Source organism: Achromobacter sp. (assembly GCF_049647645.1).
Taxonomy (GTDB): Bacteria; Pseudomonadota; Gammaproteobacteria; order Burkholderiales; family Burkholderiaceae_B; genus Achromobacter.
In genome coordinates this window covers 1-13,394 of sequence record NZ_JBARYB010000146.1, presented here as the reverse complement: position 1 = coordinate 13,394, position 13,394 = coordinate 1, and the positions used below count along the sequence as shown (strand labels likewise).

The window sequence follows — 13,394 nt, the reverse complement described above, 5'->3', positions numbered from 1 at the left end:
ATTCTAATATGAGAATGGTTTTCATTAATAAGTACGGGGAAGGACGGACGCCGCACGCGGGGTGCGGCGGGGGCCTGGGACGGGAGAAATTGGAATCATGAGCAGCAAACAAATGGTCGCCGGCCGGCGCGGTCCGGGTTCGCGCACGCAACTTGCGGCAGCCTTGTGCGCCGCGGGTTTCGGCGTGGCCCAGCCCGTGTGGGCGCAAAGCGCGGACAGCGCCAAGACGCTGGATACCGTGGTGGTCACGGCCTCGGGTTATGAACAGCAGATCCAGGACGCGCCGGCGTCGATCAGCGTGATCACCCGCGAGGACCTGGACAAGAAGTTCTACCGCGACATCAATGACGCGCTGGTGGATGTGCCGGGCGTGATCGTCACCGGCGGCGGCGACCGCCAGGACATCAGCCTGCGTGGCATGGGGCCCAAATACACGCTGATCCTGATCGACGGCAAGCGCCAGAATTCGCGCGAAACCCGCACCAATTCGGACTCCACGGGGGTCGAAGGCGGCTGGACGCCGCCGCTTTCCGCCATCGAGCGCATCGAAGTGGTGCGCGGCCCCATGTCTTCCCTGTACGGCTCGGACGCCATGGGCGGGGTGATCAACATCATCACGCGCAAAGTGCCTTCGGAGTGGGGCGGCGAGATCCGCCTGGACACGACCATCCAGGAAAGCAACAAGTCGGGCGACATCTACCAGGGCAACTTCTACCTGTCCGGCCCGATCAAGACGGACCTGCTGGGCCTGCAGATCTACGGCCAGGCGACGCAGCGCGACGAAGACAACATCGTCGACGGCTTCCGCAAGCGCAATTCGGAAAGCCTCACGGCCAAGCTGGCGCTGACGCCCAACCGCGACCACGACATCGTGCTGGAAGCGACCACCATGCGCCAGAAGCTGCATGAAACGCTGGGCAAGACGGTTGCGCCGCTGCCCCCCGGCCAGGCTTGCGGGCGCAATGGCTGCCCGGCCTCGTCCGAGACCGATTACCGCAGCAACAAGTGGGCGCTGTCGCACACCGGTCGCTGGGGCTGGGGCGTGTCGGACAGCTATGTGCAGCAGGAAGAGTTCGACAACCGCTCGCGCCAGATGAAGATCAAGAACCTGGACATCCAGACGAGTTGGTCCCTGCCCCTGGGTTCGCACATGCTGACCCTGGGCGGCAGCTACCTGAGCCAGCGCCTGAACGACCAGACCGGCAACCAGTTGGCCAATGGCCCCAGCAAGGTGGACCGCTACCAGTGGGCCTTGTTCGCCGAGGACGAATGGCGCCTGACCGAGAGCTTCGCCGTGACTACCGGCCTGCGCATGGATGAAGACGAGAACTTCGGCACGCACTTCAGCCCGCGCCTGTACGGCGTCTGGCACATGGCCGACCGCTGGACCCTGAAGGGCGGCGTGTCCACGGGGTTCCGCGCGCCCGACCTGCGCCAGACAGTGGCAGGTTGGGGCCAGGTCAGCCGCGGCGGCAATATGTACGGCAACCCGGACCTGACCCCCGAGAAGTCGGTGACCGAGGAAATTGGCATCCTGTATGACGACGGCGAAGGCTTCAACGCCGGCCTGACCGTCTTCAACAACGACTTCAAGGACAAGATCACCCGCGTGGCTTGCCCGGCGACCCAGTGCACGGACGGTCCGAACCAGTTCGGCTCGGACCCGACTACCTACATGAACGTGGACAAGGCCAATTCCCGTGGCGTGGAAGCCAACCTGAAGCTGCCGCTGTCGCGCGATTGGTCCCTGACCAGCAGCTATACCTTCACCAAGTCGGAGCAGAAGTCCGGCCAGTACCAGGGCCAGCCGCTGAACCAGCTGCCCAAGCACCTGTTCACCACCACGGTGAACTGGCAGGCCTCGGATGCGCTGCAGGCATGGGCGCGCGTGAATTACCGCGGCAAGGAAAGCCAGCCCATCACCGGCCCGTCGTCCTCGTCGGTGGTGGCGCCTTCCTACACCTTTGTGGACTTGGGCGGCTCGTACCAGGTGAACAAGACCGTGGCGGTGTACGCCGGCATCTACAACCTGTTCGACAAGCAGATCACGTATGACGACTTCGGCTACGTCGAGGACGGCCGCCGCTACTGGCTGGGCGTGGGCGTCAAGTTCTGAGTTTGAAAGGGCGCCTGGCGCCCGCAACATGAAGAGGTACGCATGAAGAAGCAAACGCAAGCAGGCCGCGCCCGGCGTTGGGCGGTCCAGGCCGGGGCCGCGCTGGTCCTCGGCGCCGCCACGGCAGTATGCGCGGCGCAGGCGACGGTGCCGGTGAAGCACGCGCGCGGCGAAACCGCCGTGCCGGCCAATCCGGCGAAGACGGTGGTGATGGACCTGGCCGTGCTGGACACGCTGCAGGCCTTGGGCGTGGAGGCGGCGGGCGTGCCGACGGTCGCCAAGTGGCCGCCGCAGCTGAGCCAGTATGCCGATCAGCGCTACCTGAAGGTGGGCTCGATGTTCGAACCCAACTACGAGGTGATCCACGCCGCCGCGCCGCAGCTCATCTTCGTGGCCGGCCGCTCCGCGCCAAAGTACGACGAGCTGGCCAAGCTGGCGCCCACCGTGGACCTGACGGTGAACGCCAAGGATCTGGTGGGCAGCGTGACGCGCAATACCGAAACGCTGGCCGCCATCTACGGCAAGCAGGATGCCGCCAAGACCAAGCTCGACGCCTTGCGCGCTTCCATTGCGGACCTGAACAACAAGGCGGCCAGCGCTGGCACCGCGTTGATCGTGCTGACCACCGGCGGCAAGATGAGCGCCTATGGTCCGGGTTCGCGCTTTGGCGTGATCCACGACGCGTTCGGCATCAAGCCGGCGACGACGGGGCTGAGCGTGTCGAACCACGGCCAGGCGATCTCGTTCGAGTACATCGCCCAGACCGACCCTGACTGGTTGTTCGTGATCGACCGCGATGCCGCCATCGGCCGCGAAGGCGTGTCGGCCCAGCGCATGCTGGACAACGAGCTGGTGCGTCCGACCAAGGCCTGGAAGAACAAGCGCGTGCTCTATCTGAACGGCTACAACTGGTATCTGCTGGGCAGCGCGGGCCTGACCGCCATGCAGCAGAACGTCGACGAGATCGCGGGCGCGCTGGCGGCGGGAAAGTAAAGCGTTATGCCTGAGCGGCGGGAGCATTGCGGGTGAGCTGGCGGCAGTCGATGGGCGGTTGGGGCGGTTTGGCGGCGGCAGTAGCGTTGCTGCTTGCCTTGTGCGCTGGCAGCATCAGCCTGGGCGCGGGCCAGTTCAGCCTGGCCGCGCTGTGGGGCGGCGGCGAGGACGCGGAGCGGGCCTGGCGCCTGCTGATGGTCAGCCGGATACCGCGTACGCTGGCCTTGTTGCTGGCCGGGATGTCGCTGGCGGTGGCGGGGCTCATCATGCAGATGCTGGTGCGCAACCGCTACGTGGAGCCCACCACCGCGGGCACGGTGGAATCCGCCACCCTGGGCATACTGGTCGTCACGCTGCTGGCGCCGGACACGCCCGTGATCGGCAAGATGCTGACGGCCACGGGCTTTGCGCTGGCGGGTACTTTGCTGTTCCTGGCGCTGCTCAAGCGCGTGCCGCTGCGCACGCCCTTCATCGTGCCCTTGATCGGCTTGATCCTGGGCGGCGTGATCCACGCCGCCACTACCTTCGTCGCCTACCGCTACGATCTGCTGCAGTCGCTGCATGCCTGGACCACGGGTGATTTTTCAGGGGTGTTGCGGGGACGCTATGAGCTGTTGTGGATAGGCTTCGGCCTGGCCTGTGCCGCTTACGCGGCGGCCGACCGCTACACCGTGGCGGGCATGGGCCGCGAGTTCGCCGCCAACCTCGGCCTGAACCATGCGCGGCTGACGTTGGCGGGGCTGCTGATCGTGTCCGCGATTTCGGCCGTGGTGGTGGTGACGGCGGGCAGCATTCCCTTTTTGGGCCTGATCGTGCCCAACGCCGTCAGCCTGGTGCTGGGCGACAACATGCGCCGCTCCATCCCCTGGGTAGCGGTGCTGGGCGGCGTTTTCGTGCTGGCTTGCGACGTCATCGGCCGCCTGGTGATCCATCCTTACGAGATTCCCATCGGCACCGTGGTCGGCGTGCTGGGCAGCATCCTGTTCCTGTGGCTGCTGCGCACGCGGAGGAACCGTCTTGGCTGAACTCGCGATCTCCGCGCCGGCATCGGGCCGCGCACCGCAGGCGTGGCGCCTGTGGCTGCTGGGTAGTCTTGCGCTGGCCTGCGCCGTCGCATTCATGACGCTGGGCGCCAATGGTCAGTGGTCCTTCGTGATCCCGTTCCGCGGCGCCAAGCTGGCGGCGATGCTGTTGGTGGCCTATGCCGTGGCGGTGTCGTCGGTGCTGTTCCAGACGATCACGCACAATCGCATCCTGACGCCGGCCATCATGGGCTTCGACGCCCTGTACCTGTTGATCCAGGCGGTGGTGGTGTTCGGCTTCGGCCAGGCGGCCACGGCCGCCAGTCATCCGGTCGCCGCGTTCCTGCTGGAGGTCGGCGCGATGACGGCGTTTGCCTGCCTGCTGTTCCGCTGGCTGTTTTCCGACGCGGTGCGCAGCCTGCATCTGATGATGCTGGTGGGCATCATCTTTGGCCTGTTGTTCCGCAGCCTGTCCAATTTCGTGGTGCGGCTGATCGATCCCAATGAATTCCTGGTGCTGCAGGACCGCATGTTCGCCAGCTTCAACACCGTGCGCGTGGGATTGCTGCCGATCGCGTTGGCCGCGGTGTGCGCCGCGTCCCTGCTGGTGTGGCGCATGCGGCGCCGCTACGACGTGTTGGCGTTGGGCCGCGACATCGCGGTGAACCTGGGCGTGGACTATCGCCGCACGCTGATGCTGACGCTGGCCGCCATCGCGGTACTGGTGTCGGTGTCCACGGCGCTGGTCGGCCCGGTGACCTTCTTCGGCCTGCTGGTCAGCAACCTGGCCTATCAGGCCATGGGTTCCGACCGGCACCGCCACACCGTTCCGGCGGCCGTGCTATTGAGCGTGATCTTCCTGGTCGGCGGCCAGACATTGCTCGAACGGGTGCTGGGCCTGAACACCACCGTCAGCGTGGTGATTGAATTCCTGGGCGGCCTGATGTTCCTCGTCCTGATCCTGCGCAGGGGGCGCCGATGATAGAGATCCAGCAAGTCAGCAAGCAGTACGGCGACAGCGTGGTGGTCGACGAGGTCAGCCTGTCGCTGCCCGCGGGCGGGGTCACGGCCATCATCGGCCCCAATGGCGCGGGCAAATCCACGCTGCTGTCCATGGTCAGCCGACTGCTGCCGATATCCGCGGGGCGGGTGCTGGTGGAGGGCCTGGACGTGACCCGGGCAGATAGCCGCGAGCTGGCGCGCCGCCTGGCCATCCTGCGCCAGGACAATCACCTGCCGCTGCGGCTGACGGCCAGAGACCTGGTCGCGTTCGGCCGTTATCCGCATACGGGCGGCCGGCTGACGCTTGCAGACAAGGACCACATCGACCGCGCCATCGCCTACCTGAACCTGGAACCGCTGGCCGACCGCTATCTGGACGAGATGTCAGGCGGACAGCGCCAGCGCGCCTTCGTGGCGATGGTGCTGTGCCAGGACACGCGCTACGTACTGCTGGACGAGCCCTTGAACAGCCTGGACATGAAGCACGCCGTCGCCATGATGGGCACCTTGCGCCGCGCGGCGGACGAACTGGGCAAGACCGTGGTGCTGGTGTTGCACGACATCAATTTCGCGTCCACTTACGCCGACCGCATCGTGGCGATGCGGGCAGGGCGCATCGCGCGCCAGGGGACTCCGGCCGAACTGGTCCGGCCGGAGGTCCTGAGCGAACTGTACGAGCTGCCGATCGAGGTGCACGAGATCGGCGGCCGGCGCATCTGCGTCTACTACCGCCAGCCTTAGCGGCTGAGATCCACCGCGTAGCGCGACAGCTGGGTCACCGGGTCGGGCGTGGCGTCATGCACGGTGACGTTGCCGACGCCATGCGCCGAGGCCATGGCCAGCGTGCCCGGAACCGACGAGAACACCACCGGCCCAGCCAACGCGCCCACCCGCGCAAAGCGCCAGCTGCGGTCCAGGCCATAGGTCGCCAGGTCCAGGTCCGGGTGCTTCCTGATGTAGCTGATCAGCACGTCGCGGCTGGCGTCCGGCGCTTGCAGCACGATGTCACCCTTGCCGCCGGCCAGGCCCGGAAAGTCGCCACCGCCGCTGGCGCGGTAGTTGTTCGTGACCACCAGGAATTGCGCGGCCGGATCCAGCGGCGCGCCCTGGTACGTCAGCTTCATGATGCGCGAGCCCTTGGGCTTGGTCACGTCGATTTCGTACTGCAGGGCGTTGCCGGCGGCATAGAGCACGTCGAAGTTGAAGGTCGGGAAGGCCGTGTCGATCAGATCCTGTGGCGCGACCTGGCCCGGGTCGATCTGGCGGAACTGTTCGGCCGTCTTCTCCAGCCATTGCCGCACGATGTCGCCGCTGACCCGCACCACCTGCAAGGTGTTCGGATACAGGTACAGATCGGCGGCGTTGTTGATGGCGATGTTGCCCTGCTTCACGTAGGTGAAGTCGCCCGGACCGTTGCGTCCGCCCTTGAAGGGCGCAGCGGCGGACAGGATGGGCAGCGCGGCGTATGACGGCTTGTTCTTGGCGATGTAGTCCGCCAGATAGTCGATCTGCGCCATGTTCACGATCTGCAACGCCGACACGTCGCCGGCCAGCGCGTAATAGGTCGCCATGTCGAAGCGGCTTTGGCCGATGGGCGTCTTGACGTAGGTGATGGTGGCGGCGTGTTCGGCCTGCACCAGCTGCTGCGCGGCGGCGTCGGATTCGACGTAGGTCGCGGGCGTGGCGCCGTTCTGCGCGGTCAGGCGAGTGGCGATGCGCTGCACGCGCGTGGCGGCCTTCTGCACCTGCCAGCCTTTGTCATAGGCAAGCTTGAGCGTGATCTGGCCGAGGTTGTTGGCCCATTGGCCGGCCTGCACCGCCGGCACACCGTTGATCAGGCCCTTCTCCAAATTTATGCCGGGCTGGCCCGCGAATTGCGACTTGGCGTTGGTGTCGGGGAACAGCAGATGCTGGTGGCCGGTGATCAGCGCGTCGATACCGGCCACCTGGCTCAGGTAGCCGGCGCCGTTCTCCATGGCCGGGCTGTAGTCGGTGAGCATGTCGATGCCGCCATGCGCCAATGCCACCACCAGGTCCGCGCCGGCCGCGCGCATTACCGGCACGTAGCGCTGCGCCGATTCCTTCCAGCCCGCGACTTCCACATGGCCTTCCAGATTGGCCTTGTCCCATTGCAGGATGGGCGGGGGCGCAAAGCCGATCACGCCCACTTTCAGCGCGACGTCGATCTGCTTGCCGTTGGGATCCGTGGCCTTGAAGGTCTTGTTCAGCAGGACCCAGGGCTTGAAGATGGGCAGCTTGCTGGCGGCCGACACGACGTTGGCGGACACGAAGGGGAAGCCCGGCGCCGCGCAGTCCTTGGCCCCGGTGGGGTTGGTCTGCGCCGTGCCCTTGCCGATGCCGGCCAGCCCGAAGTTCGTGTCGGTGATCTGCGACAGGAAGGGCAGGCCATAGTTGAATTCGTGGTTGCCCAGCGTGGCGGCGTCATAGGCCAGCAGCTTCATCTGCTTGTAGATCGCCAGCATGTCGCTGCATTGCACCGGCGCCACCAGCGCCTGGTAGTCGGACAGGGCCGTGCCCTGGATCGTGTCGCCGTTGTCGAACAGCAGGGTGTTGGCGTTCTGCTTGCGGGCATTGGCGATCAGCGTGGCTGTGCGGTCCACGCCGTAGCTCTTGTCTTCGGCCAGCTTGTAATAGTCGTAACCGAGCACGTTGGCGTGCAGGTCGGTGGTGCCCAGGATGGCCACGTCCAGCGTGGAGCCCTGCGGCACGCTGGTCTGCGGCGGCGTCTCGGGCGCGTCATCGTCGTCGTTATCGCCGCCGCAAGCGGCCAGACCCGCCAGCAGCGTGGCGCTGGCGGACATTGCAAGGATCTTTCCTAGGTTCGGCTTCACCGTCTTTCCTCCGGGTTTGAAGGAAAGGAATTCTGGGGACAGCGTGTGACCCGGCCGTGACATGGGCGCAGGCAGGGCACGGCCAGGGTTCACGCACGGGTTGCATACACCTACTGACAAGAAACTGAATTGGACGGCCGTCTCATTTATCGTGGCCCGCCGGCAACGAAATGACAAAAAGATTGCGACCTATTCTCATTAACGGGAAAATCGCCAATCGTTCCATTTAAAACTACTTTAGAAAGACGCAGCACGGCCATGCACGCCCCTCGTTCGATTTCCGCAGCATTGATTGCCCTGGCACCCCTGGCCAGCCCAGCTCCCGCCCAAGCCCAGAGCAGTACGCCGACCTTGCCCGCCGTGAGCGTGTACGGCAAGGATGAAGCTTCGCAAAGCTACAACCCGCCTGACTCGTCCAGCGCTACCAAGATCGACGTACCCTTGCGCGATATCCCGCAGACCGTCAACGTCGTGCCCGCCGAAGTCATGCGCGATCAGCATGCCAATTCGATGCAGGACGCGTTGAAGAACGTGCCCGGCGTGAGTTTCTCCACGGGTGATGGGCAGCGCGACCAGGTGTCGATCCGGGGCTTTACCGCCATCGCCGACCAGTTCGTCGACGGCTTCCGCGACGACGCGCTGTATTTCCGCGACCTGTCCAACGTCGAGCGCATCGACGTCATCAAGGGGCCGGCTGCGGTGCTGTACGGCCGGGGATCGTCGGGAGGCCTGATCAACCGCATCACCAAGAAGCCCGGCGAGGACATCACGCAACTGGGCCTGAGCTACGGCTCCTGGAATGACCGGCGCCTGGATCTGGACCTGGGCCGCTCGACGGAAAGCGGCAGCATGGCATGGCGCCTGACCGGCGCGGTGGAGAAGGGCGACAGCTATCGCGACAAGCAATTCCTCGACCGCAAGGCGATAGCGCCTTCCGCGCAGTTCCGCCTGGGCGAGGATACGACGCTGCTGCTGCAGACCGAATTCCTCGAAGACCGCCGCGTCACGGACTTCGGCATCCCCGCCTATCATGGCCGGCCGGTGGACGTGGATCCTTCCACCTACTACGGCGCCGAAAACGCGCGCGACGCGGACTACTCGCAGGCGCGGGTGCAGTCCTATGCCGCCACGCTGAACCACCGCTTCAATCAGAACTGGTCGCTGCGCAACGCCACGCGCTACTACCACTACACGCTGGACCGCAACAACACCTTGCCCGGCACGGTGAACGAGGCCGCGCGGACCGTGACCCTGAATCGTTCCAACGTGCTGCGCGAAGAGCACGGCTGGACCAACCAGACGGAACTGACGCAGCGCGCGCAGTGGGGTGCGGTACGGCACGAGATCCTGTACGGCGTGGAGGTCGGCCAGCAGAACAAGGACCTGGTGAACTACTCGGCCAACAACGTGGCCACTGTCGACCTGTTCGATCCGGTGCTGCCGACGCTGCCCTTGCAGATTGGCGGCCGTCCCGGCACCGACAACCTGGGCCGATTCAACACCCTGGGCCTGTACGTGCAGGACATGGTGTCGCTGGGCGAACACTGGAAGGTGCTGGGCGGCGTGCGCCACGACCGCTTCGAGCAGAAGACCGAAGACCGCCGCAACGGCACCAATCTCGCCCGCACGGATTCCAACTGGAGCCCGCGCCTGGGCCTGGTGTTCCAGCCCGACACGGTGCAGTCGTACTACATTTCGTGGAGCCAGTCGTACCAGCCATCCGGCGAAGCGTTCTCGCTGGCCGCGAACAACGCCGATCTGGCGCCCGAGAAAACCACCAACTACGAAATCGGCGCCAAGTACGATTTCCTGGACGGCAAACTGTCGACCACCGTGTCCGTCTTCCGTCTGGAGCGTACCGACATCAAGGTCAACAATCCGGTCACCAATACGCTGGTGCCGGTCGGCACGCAGCGCACCGACGGCGCGGAATGGACCTTGTCGGGAGATCTGAGCAATGGCTGGCGCGCGATGCTGGGCTATGCCTATCTGGATGCCCGCATTACTGAATCCATTGCCAGGGACGGCGGCAAGAGCGTGGAAGGCAAACGCGCGACGCTGACGCCGCGCCACGCTGGCAATGTCTGGGTCACCAAGGACCTGGGAGAGGGCTTTGGCGTGGGCGCCGGCCTGAACCTGGTGGGCGCGCGCTTCGCCAACCCGGGCAACACCGTCAGGTTGCCGGGCTACGTGACGGCCGACGCCGCGGCATGGTGGCGCAAGGGGCCGTATTCGGTGCAGTTGAACGTGTACAACCTGTTCGATGCCGGCTACATCGTGTCCGCCCACGGCAGCAGCCCCAACCTGAACATGCCGGGCGCGCCGCGCAATGCCATGCTGAGCCTGCAGTACCGCATGTAGGCTCCAGGGCTTGTCGGCGGGCCCTAGCGCAGCGGCGATTCCCGGGTAAGGCTGTCGGCCTCCAAGGCTGCCAGCGCATCCAGGAAGCGCCACGCGAAAGATCCGGGCCCTTCTGCCCGTTCACCGGCGTGCTGGCCCGCGATGGCGAAACACGACAAGGCGGCGACAGCCGCCGAGTACGGATCCTTCCTGGATACTGCCGCGCAGGCGCCGACCAGCGCCGTCAGAGCGCAACCGGTGGCGGTGACGCGCGGCATCAGGGGCGAGCCGCCCGTTATGCGCACGGCGCGCGTGCCATCCGTGACGTAGTCGGTTTCGCCGGTGACCGCCACCACCGTGCCTAGGCTTGCGGCCAGGGCGTGCGCCGAAGCTTCCGCCTGCGCGACCGCATCGCCCGCGTCTACGCCCTTGCCCGCGCTTTGCCCCCCGGCCAGCGCAATGATCTCCGAGGCATTGCCGCGGATGATGGCGGGCCGCAACGCCAGCAGGCGCCGCACCGCATCGCGGCGGAAGGCGGTGGCATGGTGGGCCACCGGATCCAGCACCCAGGGAATGCCGGCCTCGTTGGCCGACGCGGCGGTCAGCAGCATGCTGTCCAGCCAGGGCGTGGAGAGCGTGCCGATATTGATCACGACCGCGCCGCAGACGCGCGCGAACTCGGGCGCTTCTTCCTGGGCATGCACCATGGCGGGCGAGGCGCCCATGGCCAGCAGCACGTTGGCCGCGGTGTTCATGGAAACGAAATTGGTCAGGCACTGCACCAGCGGCGCATCGCGGCGCAAGGCAGTGAAAAGCTCGCGCGAAATGAGCGCCTGGGCGGAAAGGTCTGGGATGGGTTGCATGCGTTGGGGCTCTGATTAAGCGCTGACGTCCGACAGCCCGGGCTGCGCGGGCAGGGCGCCGCGCAGCGACTCCAGCAGCACGCGCTTGTTTTCGCGGCTGCGGTAGGCATGTTCGCGCATCAGGTTTTCGGCGCGCACGGCCTCGCGGCGCGTAATGGCGCGCAGCAGGTCTTCGTGGTCCGCCTGCGCGCGCAGCACGAACGGCGTTTCCAGCAGCGACGGCGTGGACGGCAGGGTCAGCGCGGCCGGGCCGGCCAGGGGCGTCTTGTTGTTGTGTTCCAGCGCCGACAAGAGCGCGCGATTGCCCGCGGCCTCGCACAGGATTTCGTGGAAGCGGCGGTTGATCTGCCCCCAGGCGCGCGCGTCCACGGTGGTGTTGGGATCGCGGCGGGCCGGCGCCAGCAGGGCGCGCCCTTCGTCCACCGCCTGCGACAGGCGGTCCAGCACGTCCTGCGAGGCGCCGCGCTCGGCCAGCAGGCGGGCCGCCATGCCTTCGAGCACGCCGCGCACGTCCACCGCATCGCCGATCTCGTCCACGGTGAAGGCCCGCACGCGGAAGCCGCGCGAAGGCAGCCGTTCCAGCAGACCCTCTTTCTCCAGCTCGGTCAGGGCAATGCGCAGCGGTGTGCGCGACACGCCCAGACGCGCTGAAAACTGCAATTCGACCACGCGTTCCCCGGGCTGCAGGGCGCCCGAAAGCACCATGTCCCGGAGTTCCGAAATGACTTTATCGATTTGTGCGGCCATAGAGAGGTGTGGGGCGGGTCCCGGTCTTTGAAGGCATTCAGTGTACCGTCAAAATTGCATGCAATAGTCAACAAAAAAACCCGCATGGCCTTGCGATTTATCAAAATTGCATGCAATAATTCGGAAAAACAGCAATTCAAGTGCGGATAAGGCAGGAAATGCATGCAAAGAAATCCATCAATGCATGCCATGAGCCACCGCAAGCACAGGAGACAACATGAAGCTCATCAGCTTCGTTCAGGCAGGCCGCAGCGCCTGGGGCGTGTTGCGCGGCGCCGAGGTCGTGGTGTTGACGCAGGTCTGGCCCGACATGGTCGCGGCGTTGGAGGCCGGGGTGGAGCAGATCGCGCGCGCCGCCGAGGCGCCGGGCCAGGCCTGTCTGCCCTTGGCCGGGCTGCGTCTGCTGCCGCCGGTCGTGGCGCCGCGCAAGATCCTCTGCGTGGGGCTGAACTATGGCCGCCATGTGGCCGAGGCCGGCCGCGAACTGCCGGCGCATCCCTCGCTGTTCGCGCGCTTTGCGGACAGCTTTGTGGGCCATGGCGAACCGGTGTGGAAACCGCAAGCCTCTGACCGGTTCGATTACGAGGCCGAACTGGCCGTGGTGATTGGCCGAGGCGGCCGCCACATCGCTGCCAAGGACGCCCTGGCGCACGTGGCTGGCTACACCTGCATGGCCGAGAACTCCGTGCGCGATTTCCAGAAGCACAACGCGCAGGTGACGCCGGGCAAGAACTTCGAGCGCAGCGGCGCGCTTGGCCCCTGTCTGGTCAGCGCCGACGAGATCGGCGACCCGGCGCGCCTGGAAGTCATTTCCCGCCTTAACGGCGAGGTCATGCAGCACGGCCAGGTGTCCGACCTGATCTTCCCGATTCCCGAACTGATTGCCTACATCAGCAGCTTCACGCGGCTGTCGCCCGGCGACGTGATCGCCACCGGCACGCCCGAAGGCGTCGGCTCCAGCCGCAAGCCGCCGCGCTTCATGCAGGCCGGCGACACGCTGGAGGTCGAGATTCCCGGCATCGGAACACTGGTCAACACGGTGGCGGACGAGCCCGCCGCCGGCGAACAAGGAGACGCGCATGACTGATGCGCTGCGGTACCTGACGGAACGGGACGTGGTCTCGGTGCTGGACATTCCCAAGGCGATCGAAGCCTTGCACGCCATGTTGGTCGCGCAAGGGCGCGAGCAGGCGCGCAACCTGCCCAAGGCGCTGGCGACCTGGGGCGACGGCAGTTCGATGCATGCATTGGGTTCGGTGCAGACCGGCGCCGGCGGCTATGCGGGATTCAAGACCTGGGTCCATACCAAGAGCGGCGGCGGCTCGCTGTTCAGCCTGTTCGACGCCGAGTCGGGCTTTCTGCGCGCCGTGATCGAGGCGCGCGCGCTGGGCATGTTGCGCACGGCCGCGATCAGCGGGGTCGCCACGCGCGCGCTGGCGCCGGCCGATGCCGCCTGTGC

At 66.0% G+C, this 13,394-nt stretch carries 10 protein-coding genes and 1 pseudogene; 8 read left to right on the top strand and 3 right to left on the bottom strand.

Annotated features, from left to right (window positions below; genetic code table 11):
* Positions 1-97: 97 nt before the first annotated feature.
* Genes WBB14_RS17380 through WBB14_RS17360 form a run of 5 tightly spaced genes read left to right on the top strand, consistent with a single transcriptional unit; the run spans position 98 to position 5,874 of the window.
* Complete coding sequence (locus tag WBB14_RS17380; protein ID WP_424240933.1) at positions 98-2,116, top strand: ligand-gated channel protein; 2,019 nt, start codon at positions 98-100, stop codon at positions 2,114-2,116.
* A gap of 42 nt (positions 2,117-2,158) precedes the next feature.
* Positions 2,159-3,109: a siderophore ABC transporter substrate-binding protein gene (locus WBB14_RS17375; protein WP_424240932.1), complete on the top strand. Its 951-nt coding sequence runs from the start codon at positions 2,159-2,161 to the stop codon at positions 3,107-3,109.
* A gap of 50 nt (positions 3,110-3,159) precedes the next feature.
* On the top strand, positions 3,160-4,134 hold the full coding sequence (locus WBB14_RS17370) for an ABC transporter permease (protein ID WP_424240944.1): 975 nt from the start codon (positions 3,160-3,162) through the stop codon (positions 4,132-4,134).
* On the top strand, positions 4,127-5,113 hold the full coding sequence (locus tag WBB14_RS17365) for an iron chelate uptake ABC transporter family permease subunit (RefSeq protein WP_424240931.1): 987 nt from the start codon (positions 4,127-4,129) through the stop codon (positions 5,111-5,113). The genes WBB14_RS17370 and WBB14_RS17365 overlap by 8 nt, the downstream gene beginning before the upstream one ends.
* On the top strand, positions 5,110-5,874 hold the full coding sequence (locus WBB14_RS17360) for an ABC transporter ATP-binding protein (protein WP_424240930.1): 765 nt from the start codon (positions 5,110-5,112) through the stop codon (positions 5,872-5,874). Before WBB14_RS17365 ends, WBB14_RS17360 begins: the two co-directional genes overlap by 4 nt.
* Here the strand turns inward: WBB14_RS17360 and WBB14_RS17355 are convergent.
* The gene (locus WBB14_RS17355; RefSeq protein ID WP_424240929.1) at positions 5,871-7,955 is read right to left on the bottom strand and encodes a 5'-nucleotidase C-terminal domain-containing protein; all 2,085 of its coding nucleotides are present in this window, start codon (positions 7,953-7,955) and stop codon (positions 5,871-5,873) included. The two genes, WBB14_RS17360 and WBB14_RS17355, sit on opposite strands and share 4 nt — an antisense overlap.
* A gap of 288 nt (positions 7,956-8,243) precedes the next feature.
* Between WBB14_RS17355 and WBB14_RS17350 the strand changes: the two genes are divergently transcribed.
* Positions 8,244-10,346 (top strand): TonB-dependent receptor, encoded by a 2,103-nt coding sequence (locus WBB14_RS17350; protein WP_424240928.1) that lies wholly within the window; start codon positions 8,244-8,246, stop codon positions 10,344-10,346.
* A gap of 23 nt (positions 10,347-10,369) precedes the next feature.
* Here the strand turns inward: WBB14_RS17350 and thiM are convergent, their stop codons facing one another.
* Together thiM and WBB14_RS17340 are read right to left on the bottom strand one after the other, a co-directional pair.
* Positions 10,370-11,188 carry a hydroxyethylthiazole kinase gene (thiM, locus tag WBB14_RS17345; RefSeq protein ID WP_424240927.1) on the bottom strand — a complete coding sequence of 273 codons (819 nt, stop codon included), beginning with the start codon at positions 11,186-11,188 and terminating at the stop codon, positions 10,370-10,372.
* A gap of 15 nt (positions 11,189-11,203) precedes the next feature.
* The gene (locus tag WBB14_RS17340) at positions 11,204-11,935 is read right to left on the bottom strand and encodes a GntR family transcriptional regulator (RefSeq protein ID WP_332011830.1); all 732 of its coding nucleotides are present in this window, start codon (positions 11,933-11,935) and stop codon (positions 11,204-11,206) included.
* A 217-nt stretch (positions 11,936-12,152) separates the two neighbouring features.
* Between WBB14_RS17340 and WBB14_RS17335 the strand changes: the two genes are divergently transcribed.
* Together WBB14_RS17335 and WBB14_RS17330 are read left to right on the top strand one after the other, a co-directional pair.
* The gene (locus WBB14_RS17335; RefSeq protein WP_424240926.1) at positions 12,153-13,022 is read left to right on the top strand and encodes a fumarylacetoacetate hydrolase family protein; all 870 of its coding nucleotides are present in this window, start codon (positions 12,153-12,155) and stop codon (positions 13,020-13,022) included.
* Positions 13,015-13,394 (top strand): annotated as a pseudogene (locus WBB14_RS17330) (ornithine cyclodeaminase family protein); the annotation flags it as partial. The gene WBB14_RS17335 and the pseudogene WBB14_RS17330, both read left to right, overlap by 8 nt.

Bases quoted from the DNA above. Each gene is read 5' to 3' on its own strand.
- WBB14_RS17380 (WP_424240933.1), top strand. From the start codon at position 98: ATGAGCAGCAAACAAATGGTCGCCGGCCGGCGCGGTCCGGGTTCGCGC.
- WBB14_RS17375 (WP_424240932.1), top strand. From the start codon at position 2,159: ATGAAGAAGCAAACGCAAGCAGGCCGCGCCCGGCGTTGGGCGGTCCAG.
- WBB14_RS17370 (WP_424240944.1), top strand. From the start codon at position 3,160: ATGGGCGGTTGGGGCGGTTTGGCGGCGGCAGTAGCGTTGCTGCTTGCC.
- WBB14_RS17360 (WP_424240930.1), top strand. From the start codon at position 5,110: ATGATAGAGATCCAGCAAGTCAGCAAGCAGTACGGCGACAGCGTGGTG.
- WBB14_RS17355 (WP_424240929.1), bottom strand. From the start codon at position 7,955: ATGTCCGCCAGCGCCACGCTGCTGGCGGGTCTGGCCGCTTGCGGCGGC.
- WBB14_RS17350 (WP_424240928.1), top strand. From the start codon at position 8,244: ATGCACGCCCCTCGTTCGATTTCCGCAGCATTGATTGCCCTGGCACCC.
- thiM (WP_424240927.1), bottom strand. From the start codon at position 11,188: ATGCAACCCATCCCAGACCTTTCCGCCCAGGCGCTCATTTCGCGCGAG.
- WBB14_RS17340 (WP_332011830.1), bottom strand. From the start codon at position 11,935: ATGGCCGCACAAATCGATAAAGTCATTTCGGAACTCCGGGACATGGTG.
- WBB14_RS17335 (WP_424240926.1), top strand. From the start codon at position 12,153: ATGAAGCTCATCAGCTTCGTTCAGGCAGGCCGCAGCGCCTGGGGCGTG.